This is a genomic window from Novosphingobium sp. 550D (genome assembly GCF_057401885.1).
In genome coordinates, this window is sequence record NZ_CM171613.1 from 1,039,522 (window position 1) to 1,056,604 (window position 17,083).

The following is a 17,083-nucleotide window of genomic DNA, read 5'->3' on the forward strand; positions in this document are numbered from 1 at the left end:
GGGACGAGTTCCATGAACTTCCGTAATCTTTCAGCATGGTCGATCCGGCATCCGGTGGTGCCCATCGTGATCTTTGTGGCGATGATGCTGATGGGCGTCATCAGCTTTGCCCGGATGGAGATTCAGGACCAGCCCGACATCGAATTCCCCATCGTGGTGGTGGCCATCACGCAACCGGGCGCGGCACCCACCGAAATTGAAACCCAGATCACCCAGCGCATCGAAGGCGCGGTGCGCACGATTTCGGGCGTTTCCTCGATCAGTTCGACCGCATCGGAAGGTTCCAGCCAGACGATGGTGGAATTTCAACTGGGCGAGGACATTAACGCCGCCGTTGCCGAGGTAAAGAACGCGGTCGATCAGGCGCGCGGCAATCTGCCCGACGGTATTCTGGAGCCGCAGGTGTTCAAGGTGAACACCTCGACCAACCCCATCGCCTATTTCGCGGTGGCCGCCGATGACATGACCATCGAGCAGCTTTCATGGTTCATTGACGACACGGTGGCGCGGCGCCTGCTGGGCGTGGAGGGCGTGGCCGAAATCAAGCGCAACGGGGGCGTCAACCGCGAGATTCTCGTGACGCTCGACCCGGCGCGGATGCAGGCTTTTGGCGTCACCGCGCCGCAGGTCAATGCGGCCCTGCGCGTGCTGAACCTGAATGCGGCGGGGGGCAAGGCCGAGATCGGCGGCACCCGCCAATCGGTGCGCGTACTGGGCAATGCGCAGGACGCCTTTGCGCTGAGCCAGGCCGATATTCCGGTGGCCGGGCGCGTGGTGAAACTTGCCGATATTGCCACGGTGCGCGACGCATGGGGTGAAATCACATCCTTGGGCAAGGTCAATGGCAAGCAGGTCGTGACCTTCTCCATCGCCCGCGCGCGCGGTGCCTCGGACGTGTCGGTCTATGACAAATCGATGGTCGAGCTGGCCAAGATCGCCAAGGAGCGTCCCGGCGTCCATTTCACCGAATTGTTCAATCAGGTTTCCTATACCAAGAAACAGTACGAATCCTCGATGGAATCCATGGTCGAAGGCGCCGTTCTGGCGGTGATCGTGGTGTTCTTCTTCCTGCGCGACTGGCGCGCGACGGTGGTTTCGGCCATCGCCATTCCGCTGTCGGCCATTCCCACCTTCTGGTTCATGAAGGTCTGGTTCGGCTTCACGCTCAACACGATGAGCCTGCTGGCGCTGGGCTTGGTTGCGGGCGTGCTGGTCGACGACGCTATTGTGGAGATCGAGAATATCGTTCGCCATATGCGCATGGGCAAAACCGCCTATCAGGCCGCGATTGATGCCGCCGATGAAATCGGTCTGGCGGTGGTGGCGACAACTTGTTCGATTGCGGCGGTGTTCTTGCCGGTCGGGTTGATGCCGGGCGTGTCGGGGGCGTTTTTCAAGAATTTCGGCCTGACGGTCGTTGTCTCGGTGCTGATGTCGCTGGCCGTGGCGCGCATGATCACGCCGATGGTGGCGGCCTATTTCCTGAAAAGCCACGGCACCGCCGAACATGGCGGCGGGCGGATGATGGACTTCTATCTGCGCGTGCTGCACTGGTCGTTGGACGTGTCGGGCGCGCGGGCGCTGCGGGCGCGTTTGCTGGCCGAAAAGGGGCATTTGTCTTGGCGCGATCATCTGCGCGCCCGCATGCGCGACCATCGCATCTGGATGATCGGCGTGGCGCTGGGTTGCTTTGCGCTGACCATCGTGCTGTTCATGGCGATGCCGACCGTGATGTTCCCCGACGAGAACAGCGATTTCACCCAGATCCGCATCGAAATGGTCCCCGGCACGACGCTGGCCCAGACCGAGGCGGTGGCCGATCAGGTGGCCGGTATCGTGCGCCAGCGGCCTGAAGTCGATCAGGTTCTGGAACGCGTGAACGAGGGCACGGCCCGCGTGATGATCATGCTGAAAAAGGATCGCAAGATCCACACCAAGCAGTTCGAACGCGAAGTCACCCCCACCGTGCAGGGTATTGCCGACGCGCGCATCACATTTCAGGCCAGCAACAATGGCGGTTCGTCCACCGGGCGCGGGCTGGAAATCATGTTGTCCAGCTCGGACCCGGAACTGCTGGACAGGACGGCGGCTGAACTGGTCGAGCAGATGAAACATATGCCCGAACTGGTGGCCCCGCGGATCAGCGGCGACATGCGCCGTCCCGAAGTGGTGATCGTGCCGCATATGGATCTGGCCGCCAGCCTTGGCATCTCGACCTCCTCGCTCAGCCAGGCGATCCGCATCGCCACGATTGGCGAGATCGACCAGAACGCCGCCAAATTCTCGCTTTCCGACCGTCAGGTGCCGATCCGCGTGCGCCTGCCCGAAGAAGCGCGGCGCGATCTTTCGAATATCGCCAATCTGCCGGTGCCGACTTCGGCGGGCGGATCGGTGCCTTTGAGCCGCGTGGCCGATATCACCTTTGGCTCCGGCCCTTCGACGATCCAGCGCTATAATCAGGAACGCCGCATCTTCATCGGCGCGGATCTGGCGCCCGGCATCGTCAAGGGAGAAGCGGAAAAGAAGGTCAAAGCCCTGCCCATCATGAAGAACCTGCCCGCAGGCGTGTCGAACACCGCCTATGGCGAGGCCAAGTGGCAGCAGGAGATGATCTTCAATCTGGCGCTGGCGGTGCCGGCGGGGATCGGGCTGGTCTTTGCGGTGCTGGTGCTGCTCTATCACCGGGTGGTGTCGCCGCTGGTGAATATGGCCTCGCTGTTCCTCGCGCCTCTGGGCGGGCTGTTGCTGCTGGGCATGCTCAATATGCCGATTTCGATGCCGGTCTATATCGGCATATTGATGCTGTTCGGCATTGTGGCGAAGAACTCGATCCTGCTGATCGACTTTGCCATCGAGGAAATGCAGCAAGGCACGCCCAAGTTCGACGCCATCATCGAGGCGGGCCACAAGCGCGCCCAGCCCATCGTGATGACCACGGTGGCGATGACGGCGGGCATGATCCCGGCGGCCATGTCTTTGTCAGGCGATGCGGCGTTTCGTGCGCCGATGGGCGTGGTGGTGATCGGGGGGTTGACGCTTTCGACGGTGCTGACGCTGTTGATCGTGCCGGCCGCCTTCAGCCTTGCCGACGGGTTTGAAAAAAGGATCGGGCCGAAATTGCGGCGTGGGCTTTTGACCTATGAACCGGAACATGCCCGGCAATCTGGCCATGGACCTGAGGGCCGCGCTGGAGTAACCCCTGCCGAGTGAGACAAGAAAGAAGCCTGTGGCGCTGGCTGGGCGTCGAGAGCGACCTGCGCAGCAGGCAGGCTGCACGCGTCCGCTGGCTGGCGCATGGATTGCTGGTGGGGATGGCGGCACTCTATCTGCTGTCCCGCCATTTCGCGCCGGTACAGGCGGGCTGGGAATGGGCGCGTGCCTTTTCCGAAGCGGCCATGGTGGGCGCGCTGGCCGACTGGTTCGCGGTGACGGCGCTGTTCCGTCACCCGATGGGCCTGCCCATTCCGCACACCGCGATCATCCCGGAAAAGAAGGACCAGATTGCCGACAGTATGGCAGGCTTTCTGCGCGCCAATTTCCTGACGCCGCAGGTCGTGGCGCGTCGTCTGGCGGGGCTGGATGTCGCGGGCGCGCTGGGCGGGTTTCTGGCCGATCCGCGTGAAGGCGGAGAGCCGCGTCTGCGCAAAGGCGCGGCGGGGCTGTTGGGCGACATGCTGCAATCCCTGCCGGGTGAACAATTGGGCACGATGCTCAAATCCACGGTGCGCGGGCAATTGGAACGGCTCGAACTGGCGCCCTTGCTGGGGCAATTGCTGGAAGGGGCGATGGCGGACGGGCGTCATCGCGGCGTGATCGAGGCGATGCTGCGCTGGACCGGAATCACGCTGGAGGCCAATGAGGACATCCTGCGCAAGATGATCCATGAACGCGCCCATGCGCTGTTGCGCTGGACGGGGCTGGATGAAACGCTGGCCAACACGATTCTGGATGGGCTGTACAAGCTGCTCGCTGAATGCATCGTCGATCCCCAGCATCCGTTGCGGACCAAGCTGGAGGATCTGCTGGCCGGATTGGCCCATGATCTGCGCCATGATCCGGTGACGCAGGAAAAGGTCGCGCGGATGAAGGCCGAGATTCTGGCCAATCAGGCGATGGGCGCGTGGATCGATGGCCTGTGGGAACGCGCCCGCGCCGCCGCGATCGATGCGCTCAGCCATCCGGGCGGTTTGCTCGAAGGGCGCATGGGGGCGGGGCTGGCCGGATTTGGCGCGGCTTTGCAGACCGACGCGCGGTTGCGCCATCAGGTTAACCGATTCGCGCGCCGCTCGCTGGCCGGATTGGCGGTGCGGCATGGGGCGGGGATCGTGAAACTGGTGTCCGACACCGTGCGCCGGTGGGATGCGCGTACCGTTTCGGAACGGATCGAAGGCGCGGTCGGGCGCGATCTGCAATTCATCCGTATCAATGGGACATTGGTAGGGGGAATTGTTGGTTTGCTGCTTCACGCAATAGAAAAGATATTGTAGGAACCTAATTGCGTTTGCAGCGTTGTCAGTCGCGCGCGTATCGGCGGGAATATAGACAGCATGATTAATATAGACTTAACAGATGTTCAGGCGACAGCCCATGCAATCAACTGTGATTGTATGGGATCGTGTAAACGCGCCGATGCTGTTCAATGTCTTTATTCAAAAACGCTCGATCTTCTTAGTCGTGAGGATGAAGATTGGGGCGCGCGGATTGAATTGCTGCGCCCATTGGCCATGGTGGCCGGATTTCAGAAGACGCGTGAGGGACAGCGCGAGTGCGCGGCCTATGCGACGCATCTGGCCGCGGGCGATGCGCCCGGCGCGCTGGCGGCCTGTCGCCGCCTTATCGAACTGGACGCCGAACTGGCCGCAAAATAAACGGCGGAAAGCCCGGTAAAGGACTCTCCGCCGCCTCGCCTTAATCCTATTCCATTTCCAGAATGATGTAATCCACCGGCAGGCTTTCACCCGGCTTGGCGTTGATTTTGCCGATGGTGGCCGATTTTTCGGCGCGCAGGATGTTTTCCATCTTCATCGCCTCGACCACGGCCAACGGTTGCCCCGCTTCGACCTTGTCGCCTTCCTTGACGTTGAGAGACACCAGCAGGCCCGGCATCGGACAGATCAGGTACTTCGACATATCCGGCGCCACCTTTTCGATCATGTGATCGGCCAGAGACGCAATATGCGCGGGCAGGATGTCGACCTTGTGGATCGCACCGCGCGTCGTCACTTTCAACCCGGTGCGCGTCGGCTCGATCTTCAGGCCCAGCACTTCATCACCGATTTCGGCCACGATCAGATGGTCGCCCGGCGTATATTCCATGTCCAGATCGACATCGGCACCATTGACGGTGATGCTGTTGGTCTTGATGCTGACGGCGAATTTTTCACCGGCCAATGTCACCACCCATTCGGACGGTGGGGCCAGATTGGCGGCCAGTTGCCCATCGACCTGACGCGCACGATCGGCGCGCGCCGTGGCGATAAAGCCGGAAACCGCGGCAATATGGACCAGTGTTTGCGCATCGGTGGCCGCGCCGTGGAACCCTTCAGGATATTCCTCGGCGATGAAGCCAGTGGTCAGTTCGCCGCTGCGGAAACGGGGGTGCTGCATGATGGCCGACACGAAGTCGATATTGTGGCCCAGCCCCTCAATCTCGAACTGGTCGAGCGCGGCGATCTGTTTGTCGGCGGCCTCGTCGCGGGTTTCACCCCAGGTGATCAGCTTGGCGATCATCGGGTCATAGAACATGCTGACTTCGCCGCCTTCATAGACGCCATCGTCGACGCGGATGCCATCCACGCCCCGGCGGCCATTTTCCGCGCCATCGTCGGTCCAGCCCTCAACAGGCGGGCGATAGCGCGAGAGGCGCCCGGTGCTGGGCAAAAATCCGCGATAGGGGTCTTCGGCATAGACGCGGTTTTCGATGGCCCAGCCGTCGATCTTCACATCATCCTGCGTCATGGCCAATTTCTCGCCATAGGCCACGCGGATCATCTGTTCGACCAGATCGATGCCGGTGATCGCCTCGGTAACGGGATGTTCGACCTGCAGGCGGGTGTTCATTTCGAGGAAGTAGAAGCTCTCGCCGCTCTTGTCCGCGCCCGATACGATCAATTCGACCGTGCCGGCGCTGTAATAACCCACCGCGCGGGCCAGTGCGACGCATTGCTCGCCCATGGCCTTGCGCATGGCGGGCGAGACGAAGGGCGAGGGGGCTTCCTCGACCACCTTCTGATGGCGGCGCTGGATCGAGCATTCGCGCTCATTCAGGTAAAGAATATTGCCGTGCTGATCGCCCAGAATCTGGATTTCGATATGGCGCGGATTCAGGATGAACTTTTCGATGAACACGCGGTCATCGCCAAAGGAGTTCAGCCCCTCGCGCTTGACCGCCGGGAAGCCCTCGCGCACGTCCTGTTCGTTATAGGCCAGACGCATGCCCTTGCCGCCGCCGCCCGCGCTGGCTTTCATCATCACCGGATAGCCGATTTCCTCCGAAATCCGCACCGCATGGTCGGTGTCCTCAATCTCGCCTACGAAACCGGGGACGACATTGACGCCCGCCGCCTTGGCCAGTTTCTTCGATTCGATCTTGTCGCCCATCGCGGCGATCGCGCCGACGGGCGGGCCGATGAAGGCGATGTTTTCGCGTGCCAAAGCCTCAGCAAAGCTGGTGCGTTCAGACAGGAAGCCATAGCCGGGATGCACCGCTTCGGCGCCGGTCTGCTTGGCGGCCTCGATGATCTTTTCGGCAATCAGATAGGACTGCGCGGCGGGCGAGGGGCCGATATGCACGGCTTCATCGGCCATCTGAACAAAGGGCGCGCGCGCATCGGCGTCGGAATAGACTGCCACCGTGGCAATGCCCATCCGGCGCGCGGTCTTGATGACGCGGCAAGCGATTTCGCCGCGATTGGCGATGAGGATTTTCTTGAACATCGGCTTTACTTTGCCTCTTCCAGTTCGCTGCCCAGCGGCGGCATATTATGACCCAGCAGGCGCAGCATGTCGGCCGCGCAGTCGAGCACGTTGGACCCCGGGCCATAGATGCCCTGAACGCCCGCCTCGCGCAGGAATTCATAGTCCTGCGGCGGGATGACGCCGCCCGCCACGACCTTGATGTCGGGGCGACCCGCCTCGCGGAGCAGGTTGATGAGTTGCGGGATCAGCGTCTTGTGGCCCGCCGCAAGGCTGGAGGCGCCCACCGCATCGACGCCCTTTTCCAGCGCCAGCGCGCAGGCTTCCTCCGGCGTCTGGAACAAAGGCCCGCTGGTCACGTCAAAGCCCATGTCGGTAAAGGCCGAGGCGATCACATTCGCGCCGCGATCATGGCCATCCTGCCCCATCTTGGCCACCAGCATCCGGGGCTTGCGCTCCAGACGGCGGGAGACGGCCTCGACGCCATCGAGGATCTGTTGATAGCGGTCATCGCCCGCATAGGCCGCGCCATAGACGCCCTTGACCGGGGTAGGCACAGTGCCGTGGCGGCCAAAGACTTCCTCCATCGCGCTGCTGATTTCGCCCAGCGTGGCGCGGTGGCGGGCGGCCTCGACGGCCAGCGCCAAGAGGTTGCCGCCTTCGCGTGCGCCTTGCGTGATGGCGCGCAGGGCGGTCTGACAGGCGGCCTCGTCGCGGGCGGCCTTGACTGCTTTGATACGGGCGATCTGCGCCTCGCGCACGACATGGTTGTCGATGTCGAGCGTCTCGATCCGGTCCTCTTGTGACAGGCGGTATTTGTTGACGCCGACGATGACATCCTCGCCCTTGTCCACGCGGGCTTGACGGGCGGCGGCGGCTTCCTCGATCATTGCCTTGGGCCAACCGGCGGCAACAGCCTTGGCCATGCCGCCTTCGCCTTCCACGCGGTCGATGATGGCCTGCGCGGCATCGACCAACTGCTGGGTCAGCGATTCAATGTAGTATGACCCGCCCAGCGGATCGACCACATTGCACATGCCCGTTTCTTCCTGAATCACGATCTGCGTGTTGCGCGCGATACGGGCCGAAAAATCGGTGGGCAGGGCAATGGCTTCGTCAAGCGCATTGGTGTGGAGCGATTGCGTGCCGCCCAGCATCGCGGCCATGGCCTCGATCGTGGTGCGGATGACGTTGTTATACGGGTCTTGCTCCTGCAAGGACACACCGCTGGTCTGGCAATGGGTGCGCAGCATCTTGCTGCGCTCGTCCTTCGCGCCCAGCTTGGTCATCGCCCGGTGCCACAGCACGCGCGCGGCGCGCAGCTTGGCCACTTCCATGAAGAAATTCATGCCGATGGCGAAAAAGAACGAGAGGCGTCCGGCGAATTTGTCGATGTCGAGGCCGCTGGCCACGCCATATTTCACATATTCGATCCCGTCGGCGATGGTGAAGGCCAGTTCCTGCACCTGCGTCGCGCCTGCCTCCTGCATATGATAGCCGGAGATCGAAATGCTGTTGAATTTCGGCATGTTGGCCGATGTATAGCCAAAGATGTCCGAGATGATCCGCATCGAGGGTTCGGGCGGATAGATATAGGTGTTGCGGACCATGAACTCCTTCAGAATGTCATTCTGAATGGTTCCGTCCAGCTTTTCGGTGGGAACGCCCTGTTCCTCGCCCGCGACGATGAAGAAGGCCAGGATCGGGATCACCGCCCCGTTCATCGTCATCGACACCGACATTTCGCCCAAGGGGATGCCGTCGAACAGGATTTTCATGTCCTCGACCGAATCGATGGCCACGCCCGCCTTGCCCACATCGCCCACCACGCGGGGGTGGTCGGAATCATAGCCGCGATGGGTGGCCAGATCGAAAGCGACCGACAGGCCCTTTTGCCCCGCCGCCAGATTGCGGCGATAAAAGGCGTTCGATTCCTCGGCGGTGGAGAAGCCCGCATATTGGCGGATCGTCCACGGACGGCCCGCATACATCGAGGCGCGCACACCGCGCGTAAAGGGCGCGAAGCCGGGCAGACCGGGGTCGGTGGTCACATCGTCCGCCGTATAGAGCGGCTTGACCGTGATCCCCTCGGGCGTCTGCCAGTTCAGGTCCTTGCCCTTGACCTCTTTGGCGGCCAGCGCCTGCCAGTTATCAATGTTGGCCACGGGGCGTCTCCATGATTTCGGTGAGCTGCCCCAGCATATCCTTGGGGTGCAGGAAGAAGATGGGCGTGCCATGCGCGCCGATCCGCGTGGGGCCAAGGATGCGCTTGCCTTGGGCTGTGAACCACTCGCGCGCGGCCTCGATATCCTCGACCTCATAGCAAAGGTGATGCTGGCCGCCTGCGGGGTTCTTGGCGATGAAACCGGCGATCGGGCTGGTTTCGCCCAGCGGCTCGATCAGCTCAATCTGCGTGCCCGCCGTGCCACCTTCGCCCGGCGTGTTGACAAAGGCCACCTTCACGCCCTGTTCGGGCATGTCGAAAGGCTCGGTGATGAGGCCGGCGCCCATCACTGTGCGATAATAGGCGATGGCGTCGACCATAGATGGCACGGCCACGCCGACATGGTTCAGGCGTCCGAGTTTCATAGATACCTCGTGCAATCAACAAGGAGTGAGCCACCAGCCAGCAACGCAAAAATCGCGGCCAAAACCGATAACCCTTTCATCCCAACAATGGAGGATGAGAACCCAACGCCCCCTTTGGCGACAGGTAAACCTTCACCCTCGTTATACTCGGCGGGAATAACGCCGCTTTTCCGCCAGCCTTCGGCGGTTCGCCAAAGTTGTGATGCGACCATCCCGCACAGAAACGTGGCGAGGAGCTTGAAGAGCATTTAGCCATCACCTCACAACGGAATATTGTCGTGCTTCTTCCACGGGTTCTCCAACGCCTTGTTGCGCAATTTGCGCAAGCCCAGCGCGATCCGGCGCCGCGTCGAATGCGGGTGGATCACCTCGTCGATGAAACCCTTGGACGCCGCGACAAACGGGTTGGCAAAGCGGTCTTCATATTCCTTGACCTTTTCGGCCTGCGCCTCGGCGGGCAGGCCGCGGAAGATGATTTCCACCGCGCCCTTCGCGCCCATCACCGCGATTTCGGCCGTGGGCCATGCATAATTCAGATCGCCGCGCAAATGCTTGGAGGCCATCACGTCATAGGCGCCGCCATAGGCCTTGCGGGTGATGATGGTGATCTTGGGCACGGTCGCCTCGGCATAGGCAAACAGCAGCTTGGCGCCATGCTTGATGATGCCATTATGCTCTTGGGATGTGCCGGGCAGGAAGCCGGGGACGTCGACAAAGGTCAGGATGGGGATGTTGAAGGCATCGCAAAAGCGCACGAAGCGCGCGGCCTTCTTCGAGCTGTTGATGTCCAGCACCCCGGCAAGCACCAGAGGCTGATTGGCGACGACGCCGACGGTCTTGCCCTCGATCCGGCCAAAGCCGCACAGGATATTGCCCGCATGGCCCGGCTGGATTTCAAAGAAATCGCCCTCGTCCAGCGTCTTGCGGATCACTTCCTTCATATCATAAGGCTGGGTCGCGCTGGCGGGGATCACCGTGTCCAGGCTGTCCTCGATGCGGTCCCACTGGTCCGAATTGGGGCGCTCGGGCGCTTCTTCCTTGTTCGACAGCGGCAGGAAGTCGAAGAATTCACGCGCCGTCAACAGCGCTTCGATGTCATTTTCCAGCGCCAGATCGGCCACGCTGGTCTTGGTGCTATGCGTGATCGCGCCGCCTAGTTCTTCCTGCGTGACGACCTCATTCGTCACAGTCTTGACCACATCGGGGCCGGTGACGAACATGTACGAACTGTCCTTCACCATGAAGATGAAGTCGGTCATGGCGGGGCTATACACCGCGCCGCCCGCGCAAGGCCCCATGATGAGGCTGAGCTGAGGCACCACCCCGCTGGCCAGAACATTGCGCTGGAAAATCTCGGCATAGCCGCCAAGGCTGGCCACGCCTTCCTGAATACGCGCGCCGCCGCTGTCGTTCAAACCGATGACCGGGGCGCCGACCTTCATGGCCATGTCCATGATCTTGCAGATCTTCATTGCGTGGCGTTCGGAAACTGCCCCGCCAAACACGGTGAAATCCTGTGAAAACACGAAAACAAGGCGGCCATTGATCGTGCCGGACCCCGTGACCACGCCATCGCCGGGGATGGTGTTGTCGGGCATGCCGAAATCGACGCAATTATGTTCGACATACATGTCGACTTCTTCAAAGCTGCCTTCGTCGAGCAGAACCTTGAGCCGTTCGCGCGCGGTCAGCTTGCCCTTGGCGTGCTGGGCATCGATCCGCTTTTGGCCGCCGCCCATCCGGGCCGCCGCCCGCCGCCGCTCCATCTCTGCCACATTCGCGCTCATCGGTTAACCTCTCACAAAACCACTTGGGTTCGCGATGGGGCATTGCGCTTGACCCGTCCACAGTAATGTTGCAAATTTGCAAAGATAGAATTTGCAAAAATTAGCGAGAGGACGGCATGAAAAGGCGGCTCTATGCGGGGCGTTTCCTCAAGGCCCTGCGTGAGGATCACGGGCTGAAACAGGGCGCGCTGGCGCAGAGGCTTGGGATCAGTACGCCCTATCTCTCGCAATTGGAAAATGACACGCGGCCCATGACTTTGGCGCTGGCCGAAAGGGTGCGTGAATTGTTCCCGGTGGATTGGGCCGATATGGCCGAAACCCCGGTCGAGCCGGTCGTCACCGAATTGCTGGAGGCCTCCGCCGATCCCTTGCTGCGTGACCTGCCCGCCGATCAGATTGAGCGCGTGGCCGATCAATTCCCGCAATTTGCCGAACAATTCGCCCACCTTTACCGTCTGCACAAACGCGATTCCGCGCGTCTGGCCGCGATGGACGAGGCGCTGGGCGCCGACAGCGTTTCGGGCGGTCGCCTGCCGTGGGAGGAGGTGCGCGACTGGTTCCACCTTGCCGACAATTACGTCCATTTGATCGATTCCAGCGCCGAGGCCATGGCGGGCGCCCTCTCGCGCCATTTGCCCACGCCCGACACCGCCCAATTGACCGCATGGTTTGATCGTCAGGGGATAACCCTGCGCCACCTGCCCGGCGCGCCGATCCGCCATTATGACGAGGCGCGCCGCGAACTGACGCTGGATGTCGGCCAACCCCATGAAAGCCTGCGCTTTCAACTGGCCTATCAGCTATGCGCCATCGCTCTGGCGCAGGAAATTGCCGAGACGGTGGCAAAAGCGGGGATGCGTACCCAGACCGCGCAGAATCTGCTCTCGGTGGGCCTTACTAACTATGCGGCGGGGGCTTTACTGATGCCCTATCGCCCGTTTCGCGATGCGGCGCGGCGGCTGCGCCATGACATCGACGGTTTGCGCCAGATCTTCGGCACCAGTTTCGAACAGACCTGCCACCGCCTGTCCAACCTGCAACGGCCGCACCAGCGCGGCGTGCCGATCGCCTTTTGCCGCATCGACATGGCGGGCAATATTACCAAGCGCCACGCGGCCAACGGGTTGCAATTCGCGCGTTTCGGTGGCGCTTGCCCTTTATGGATCGCGCATGAGGCCGTCGCCATCCCCGACCGCATCCATCTGCAGGTGGCCGAGATGCCCGAGGGGCGGCGCTTCGTCTTCCTTGCCAAGGGGCTGGTCAAACCCTCGGACGCCTATTTCCGCCCGCCGCGCCGCTATGCGGTGGTGCTGGGGTGTGAAGTCACGCTGGCCAGCGAGTTCATCTATGCCGATACGCTCAATCTGGAATGCGAGGAGGCAGTGGCGCGGATCGGCATTTCATGCCGCATCTGTTCGCGCCACGATTGTCATCAACGCGCCTATCCGCCCAATGACAAAGCCATCGACATCACCACCAACCAGCGCGGCTTCATCCCCTATCGCATTTTAGATTAATAGGCGGCGGTAAAACGCGCACGCGGGTACTTATGGGCCTCCAGCTCATCGACCATGGCGATGGCATAGTCGGCAAAGCTGATCTTGCTCTCGCCCGTATCATCCACGACCAGATCATCCTTGCCGCCGCGATAGGTGCCAAGGCGCGGCCCTTCGAAAATAAAGGCGGCGGGCGAGAAGAAGGTCCAGTCAATGTCGGTCACGGCGCGCAGGTCTTCAAGGAAGGTGATGCCGCCCATGGCCGCGCCCTTCCACGCTTCGGGGAAATCCGGCCCGTCGATCAAACGCTCGCCGGTGGGCAGCTTGAGGCTGGCCGCGCCGCCCGTCACCAGCAAACGCCCCACGCCCGCCTGACGCAGCGCGGAAAGCAAAGTGTCAGCCGACACGTCGAAATGCAGCGCGCTGATCACCGCATCCACGCCCTTGATCACATCGGCCAGCGCGGCGGGGTTCGACGCATCGCCCGCAACCGCAGTCACGCCATCGGCGGCGGGAATGGCTTCGGGCTTGCGGGCCACGGCCACAACCTGATGGCCGCGAGCGCTCAATTCCTTGGTGATTTCCGATCCGGCGCGGCCGCTGGCGCCCAACACTGCAACTTTCATTTCAACGCTCCTGCTTGATGGGTTTCTGTTGGTAACCAAGTGTGCTATGGAAACGCATCATGCAAGAGAGCACTTTTCTTTCACCTGCTTACCCCGACGTAACCACCCTGGATGATTTGCGGGATGGCGATCCGCGGCGGGGCGATGTGTTTGCCCGTAATTGTCCGACGCGCCAGTTGCTCGACCGGGTGGGTGACAAATGGAGCATCCTCCTGCTCGGCATGCTGGGCGAGGGGGAATTGCGGTTCAGCGCGCTGAAAAGGCGTGTCGATGGCATTTCGCAAAAGATGCTTGCCCAGACCTTGCGCAATCTGGAACGCGACGGATTGGTCACGCGCCATGTCGAACCCACCGTGCCGGTCAGCGTGACCTATGCGATTGCGCCCTTGGGGCGGGAATTGCTGTCGGCGCTGCAAATGCTGATCGATTGGGCCGAAACGCGGATGGGCGCTGTGGCACAGGCACAGCAGGCCTATGACCGGCGCATGGGCAATCAGGCGGCGATGGAGAGCTGATTGCGGCCATTATGCTTGGCCCGGTAGAGCGCGGCATCGGCCAAACGAAAAGCCTCATCAATCGGCAACCCTTCGGTCAAGGGCGTCAGGCCGACGCTGACCGTGGCGCGCACGATTTCGCCCACGGTTGACCGCCCCTCGCTGTCGGCCAATCTTTGGCGTACGCGTTCGCAAATCACCTCGGCCTGATCGATGTCCACGTCGCGCAGCAGAACGGCAAATTCCTCGCCGCCAAGGCGCGCCACCACATCGCCCGCGCGCACCGTGCCGCGCAGCACCGCGGCAAACAGCGTCAGGATGCGGTCGCCCGTGGCATGGCCGTGCACATCGTTGATCCGTTTGAAATGATCCAGATCGAACAGCGCCAGACAGCTTTTCCCACCCCCCGTCGCATCGCGGGCGAGGGCTTTGTCAAAGGCGCGCCGATTGCCAAGCCCGGTCAAAGGATCGGTATTGGCCTCGCGGGCCAGATTTTCCATCATCCGGTGGCGCACCGAATTGTCGCGGATAAAGGAAACGGTGCCATTGGGCACGCCCTGTCTGTCCAGTGTCGCGCAAAGATGGCTTTCAACCCAGACCGGCAATCCGTCCTTTGACATCAGCCGACATTCGACCGCGACATTGGATTGCGGATCGGACAGGGCCTGAAATCGCGCGTCGAACACGGCCTGTTCGTCATCGGGATGCAACAGATCATAGACCGAGCGGCCAATGATCTCATGCGGTTGATAACCCCAAAGCCGAACGGCGGAATCGGAAATAGAGCGCAATGTGCCGTCAATATTGACCCGCATGATGATGTCACCGGTGCGTTCCACCACCAGCCGGTGCAGCGCCTCGGCATCGCGAAGGGTCTGCAGCAACCGCCGCCGCGCCTCAAGTTCGGCCGCCACGGGCAGGAGGATCAGCACGACGCAGGCGAAATAGATTTGCAGCACCAGCAATTTGGTGGCCATGTCCACCGGCAACAGCACGGTCGGCCCATAGCCCGCCATGGTCCCGCCCATTCCGCCGCAAATCAGGATCAACAGCGAGGCGACCGCTCCCAGCCGTCCCAACCGGAATGTGGCCGCCACCATCGGCACCAGCGGCACGATGACCAAAGGCACCTTGCTTTGCCCAAAAGTGATCAGCGTGGCCAATGCGACCGCGCCCAGCAGGCCGAGCCATTCGAGCAGACGTTGACGGCTGAACTTGGACGTGTCGAGCCAGCGCCTGCGCAGGATGAGAAAGATCGGCGGTGCAAAGGTAACGAGGCTGAGCGCATGGGCGCCGAACCAATTGCCCCATGCCCGGCCAAAATCAATGCCGGTGGCCGCGTGGCCCGACCACGCCCCGATAAACGCCGAGGCCGCAGGTGCGATAATCCCCGCAACCAGAAGGAAGATCCCCACATCGCGGATCGATTCGAAACGGATAAAACGCGGGGCAAACCGGCGCATCAGGCTGGCCGCCAGCCATGCTTCGAACAGGCCCGCCAGCGTCAGGGGTATTGTGTAAATTCCGCCAAACCCGCGCAGCGCAATCGCCAAAGCGCCCGCTGGAAAGCAGAAGAGCAACGCCACTTTCCATCGCCGGCGCGGCATGATGGCCAACGCGGCAAACAGGACGGCGCCCGCGGGCCAAACAATGGCCACCCCGCCGTTGAAGCGCGTCATCTGGAGAGCGACCAGCGCCGTGGCGAAATAGAGCAGACAAAGCAGCAGGCTCTGCCTCAAATGCATGGAAACCAGGGCGCGGACTCGGGCATTCATGGTGGCACGCTGCCATGCAATGTTTAACAAAGCATCGCTGCGCCAAAGCTTTCTTTGCGGCATCACCCTTGCGTTCGGCCCCAAAACGAGAAAGACCCCGTGGCGCGCGGGGCGCCACGGGGTCTTTGCTCAAAGGCTTGCGCCCAAGGCTTACTTGGCCTTGTTGACTTCCGCCACGATCTTCTTGGCAGCATCGCCCAGATCGTTGGCCGCCACGATGGGCAGACCCGAATTGTTGAGCAGGTCCTTGCCCAGTTCAACGTTGGTGCCTTCGAGGCGAACCACCAGCGGAACCGACAGGTTCACGTCCTTGGCCGCCGCGATGATGCCGGCGGCGATGACGTCGCACTTCATGATGCCACCAAAGATGTTGACCAGAATGCCTTCGACCGCCGGGTCCGACAGAATGATCTTGAACGCCGCCGTCACCTTTTCGGTGGTGGCGCCGCCGCCCACGTCGAGGAAGTTGGCGGGGAACGCGCCGTTCAGCTTGATGATGTCCATGGTGGCCATGGCCAGACCAGCGCCGTTCACCATGCAGCCGATGTTGCCATCGAGCTTGATGTAGGCAAGGTCATACTTCGAAGCTTCGATTTCGGCCGGATCTTCTTCGGTTTCGTCGCGCAGGGCGAACACGTCGGGGTGACGGAACAGCGCGTTCGAATCGAAGCTCATCTTGGTGTCGAGAACCAGCAGGTTGCCGTTCACGTCTTCGACCAGCGGGTTGATTTCGAGCATCGAGCAGTCGAGCGCGAGGAACGCGTCATACAACTGCTTGGCCAGAACCTGAGCCTGCTTGTTGGTGTCGCCCTTGAGCTTCAGCGCGAAAGCGATGGTGCGGCCGTGGTGCGGCTGGAAACCGGTGGCGGGATCAACGGTGACCGTGGTGATTTTTTCCGGGGTGTCATGGGCAACGGCTTCGATGTCCATGCCGCCTTCGGTCGACACGATGAAGGCGACGCGGCCGGTGGCGCGGTCAACCAGCAGCGAGAGGTAGTATTCCTTGGCGATGTCGACGCCGTCGGTGACATACAGGCGGTTGACCTGCTTGCCCGCTTCGCCGGTCTGCACGGTGACCAGCGTGTTGCCGAGCATTTCCTTGGCGTGCGATTCGACTTCGTCAAGGTTGAAGGCCAGACGCACACCGCCCTTGGCATCAGCAGGCAGTTCCTTGAACTTGCCCTTGCCGCGGCCACCGGCGTGGATCTGCGACTTGACGACATAGAGCGGCCCGGGGAGCTGCTTGGCGCCGGCGACGGCTTCTTCAACGGTCAGGGCCGCATAGCCCGCAGGAATGGCGACGCCGAACTTGGCCAGCAGTTCCTTGGCCTGATACTCATGGACGTTCATCGGTGCTTCTCGCTATTGCAAGCCTAATGGCCCTTTGGTTGGCGGCGGGCT

13 protein-coding genes are annotated in these 17,083 nt (G+C 61.9%); 5 read left to right on the forward strand and 8 right to left on the reverse strand.

Features of this window, described 5'->3' with window-relative positions; all coding sequences use genetic code 11:
• The first annotated feature begins 12 nt into the window (after positions 1-12).
• The 3 genes from AC2S2E_RS05060 (at position 13) to AC2S2E_RS05070 (ending at position 4,868) form a co-directional block, all read left to right on the forward strand.
• Positions 13-3,210 carry an efflux RND transporter permease subunit gene (locus AC2S2E_RS05060; protein WP_486523965.1) on the forward strand — a complete coding sequence of 1,066 codons (3,198 nt, stop codon included), beginning with the start codon at positions 13-15 and terminating at the stop codon, positions 3,208-3,210.
• Positions 3,207-4,487 carry a DUF445 domain-containing protein gene (locus AC2S2E_RS05065; protein WP_486523966.1) on the forward strand — a complete coding sequence of 427 codons (1,281 nt, stop codon included), beginning with the start codon at positions 3,207-3,209 and terminating at the stop codon, positions 4,485-4,487. Before AC2S2E_RS05060 ends, AC2S2E_RS05065 begins: the two co-directional genes overlap by 4 nt.
• Positions 4,488-4,607: 120 nt before the next feature.
• Positions 4,608-4,868 (forward strand): hypothetical protein, encoded by a 261-nt coding sequence (locus tag AC2S2E_RS05070; protein ID WP_476105895.1) that lies wholly within the window; start codon positions 4,608-4,610, stop codon positions 4,866-4,868.
• Positions 4,869-4,914: 46 nt separating this feature from the next.
• On the opposite strand, the gene AC2S2E_RS05075 is transcribed toward AC2S2E_RS05070, so the two are convergent.
• The 5 genes from AC2S2E_RS05075 to AC2S2E_RS05095 are packed head-to-tail and all read right to left on the reverse strand — an operon-like array spanning position 4,915 to position 11,291.
• Positions 4,915-6,936 (reverse strand): ATP-binding protein, encoded by a 2,022-nt coding sequence (locus tag AC2S2E_RS05075; protein WP_486523967.1) that lies wholly within the window; start codon positions 6,934-6,936, stop codon positions 4,915-4,917.
• 5 nt (positions 6,937-6,941) lie between these two features.
• Positions 6,942-9,080 carry a methylmalonyl-CoA mutase gene (gene scpA, locus AC2S2E_RS05080; protein ID WP_486523968.1) on the reverse strand — a complete coding sequence of 713 codons (2,139 nt, stop codon included), beginning with the start codon at positions 9,078-9,080 and terminating at the stop codon, positions 6,942-6,944.
• Positions 9,067-9,504, reverse strand: coding sequence for a methylmalonyl-CoA epimerase (mce, locus tag AC2S2E_RS05085; RefSeq protein ID WP_486523969.1), 438 nt, complete (start codon positions 9,502-9,504; stop codon positions 9,067-9,069). The genes scpA and mce overlap by 14 nt, the downstream gene beginning before the upstream one ends.
• Positions 9,501-9,752, reverse strand: a complete 252-nt coding sequence (locus AC2S2E_RS05090) for a hypothetical protein (protein ID WP_486523970.1) — start codon at positions 9,750-9,752, stop codon at positions 9,501-9,503. The genes mce and AC2S2E_RS05090 overlap by 4 nt, the downstream gene beginning before the upstream one ends.
• A gap of 12 nt (positions 9,753-9,764) precedes the next feature.
• On the reverse strand, positions 9,765-11,291 hold the full coding sequence (locus AC2S2E_RS05095) for an acyl-CoA carboxylase subunit beta (protein ID WP_486523971.1): 1,527 nt from the start codon (positions 11,289-11,291) through the stop codon (positions 9,765-9,767).
• A 116-nt stretch (positions 11,292-11,407) separates the two neighbouring features.
• Between AC2S2E_RS05095 and AC2S2E_RS05100 the strand changes: the two genes are divergently transcribed.
• Positions 11,408-12,808, forward strand: a complete 1,401-nt coding sequence (locus tag AC2S2E_RS05100) for a helix-turn-helix domain-containing protein (protein WP_486523972.1) — start codon at positions 11,408-11,410, stop codon at positions 12,806-12,808.
• On the opposite strand, the gene AC2S2E_RS05105 is transcribed toward AC2S2E_RS05100, so the two are convergent.
• A complete protein-coding gene (locus AC2S2E_RS05105; protein WP_476105889.1) occupies positions 12,805-13,413 on the reverse strand; it encodes an NAD(P)-dependent oxidoreductase in 609 nt (202 codons plus the stop codon). The two genes, AC2S2E_RS05100 and AC2S2E_RS05105, sit on opposite strands and share 4 nt — an antisense overlap.
• A gap of 59 nt (positions 13,414-13,472) precedes the next feature.
• Here AC2S2E_RS05105 and AC2S2E_RS05110 point away from each other — a divergent pair, with 59 nt between their 5' ends.
• Positions 13,473-13,928, forward strand: coding sequence for a winged helix-turn-helix transcriptional regulator (locus tag AC2S2E_RS05110; protein WP_476105888.1), 456 nt, complete (start codon positions 13,473-13,475; stop codon positions 13,926-13,928).
• On the opposite strand, the gene AC2S2E_RS05115 is transcribed toward AC2S2E_RS05110, so the two are convergent.
• Entirely contained in the window at positions 13,907-15,652 is a 1,746-nt protein-coding gene (locus tag AC2S2E_RS05115; RefSeq protein ID WP_486523973.1) for a sensor domain-containing diguanylate cyclase, read from the reverse strand. The genes AC2S2E_RS05110 and AC2S2E_RS05115 overlap by 22 nt on opposite strands.
• A gap of 180 nt (positions 15,653-15,832) precedes the next feature.
• Positions 15,833-17,032, reverse strand: a complete 1,200-nt coding sequence (sucC, locus tag AC2S2E_RS05120; RefSeq protein WP_476105886.1) for an ADP-forming succinate--CoA ligase subunit beta — start codon at positions 17,030-17,032, stop codon at positions 15,833-15,835.
• Between the last annotated feature and the right edge of the window lie 51 nt (positions 17,033-17,083).

Bases quoted from the DNA above. Each gene is read 5' to 3' on its own strand.
- AC2S2E_RS05060 (WP_486523965.1), top strand. From the start codon at position 13: ATGAACTTCCGTAATCTTTCAGCATGGTCGATCCGGCATCCGGTGGTG.
- AC2S2E_RS05070 (WP_476105895.1), top strand. From the start codon at position 4,608: ATGGGATCGTGTAAACGCGCCGATGCTGTTCAATGTCTTTATTCAAAA.
- AC2S2E_RS05075 (WP_486523967.1), bottom strand. From the start codon at position 6,936: ATGTTCAAGAAAATCCTCATCGCCAATCGCGGCGAAATCGCTTGCCGC.
- mce (WP_486523969.1), bottom strand. From the start codon at position 9,504: ATGAAACTCGGACGCCTGAACCATGTCGGCGTGGCCGTGCCATCTATG.
- AC2S2E_RS05090 (WP_486523970.1), bottom strand. From the start codon at position 9,752: ATGCTCTTCAAGCTCCTCGCCACGTTTCTGTGCGGGATGGTCGCATCA.
- AC2S2E_RS05095 (WP_486523971.1), bottom strand. From the start codon at position 11,291: ATGAGCGCGAATGTGGCAGAGATGGAGCGGCGGCGGGCGGCGGCCCGG.
- AC2S2E_RS05100 (WP_486523972.1), top strand. From the start codon at position 11,408: ATGAAAAGGCGGCTCTATGCGGGGCGTTTCCTCAAGGCCCTGCGTGAG.
- AC2S2E_RS05105 (WP_476105889.1), bottom strand. From the start codon at position 13,413: ATGAAAGTTGCAGTGTTGGGCGCCAGCGGCCGCGCCGGATCGGAAATC.
- AC2S2E_RS05110 (WP_476105888.1), top strand. From the start codon at position 13,473: ATGCAAGAGAGCACTTTTCTTTCACCTGCTTACCCCGACGTAACCACC.
- AC2S2E_RS05115 (WP_486523973.1), bottom strand. From the start codon at position 15,652: ATGCATTTGAGGCAGAGCCTGCTGCTTTGTCTGCTCTATTTCGCCACG.
- sucC (WP_476105886.1), bottom strand. From the start codon at position 17,032: ATGAACGTCCATGAGTATCAGGCCAAGGAACTGCTGGCCAAGTTCGGC.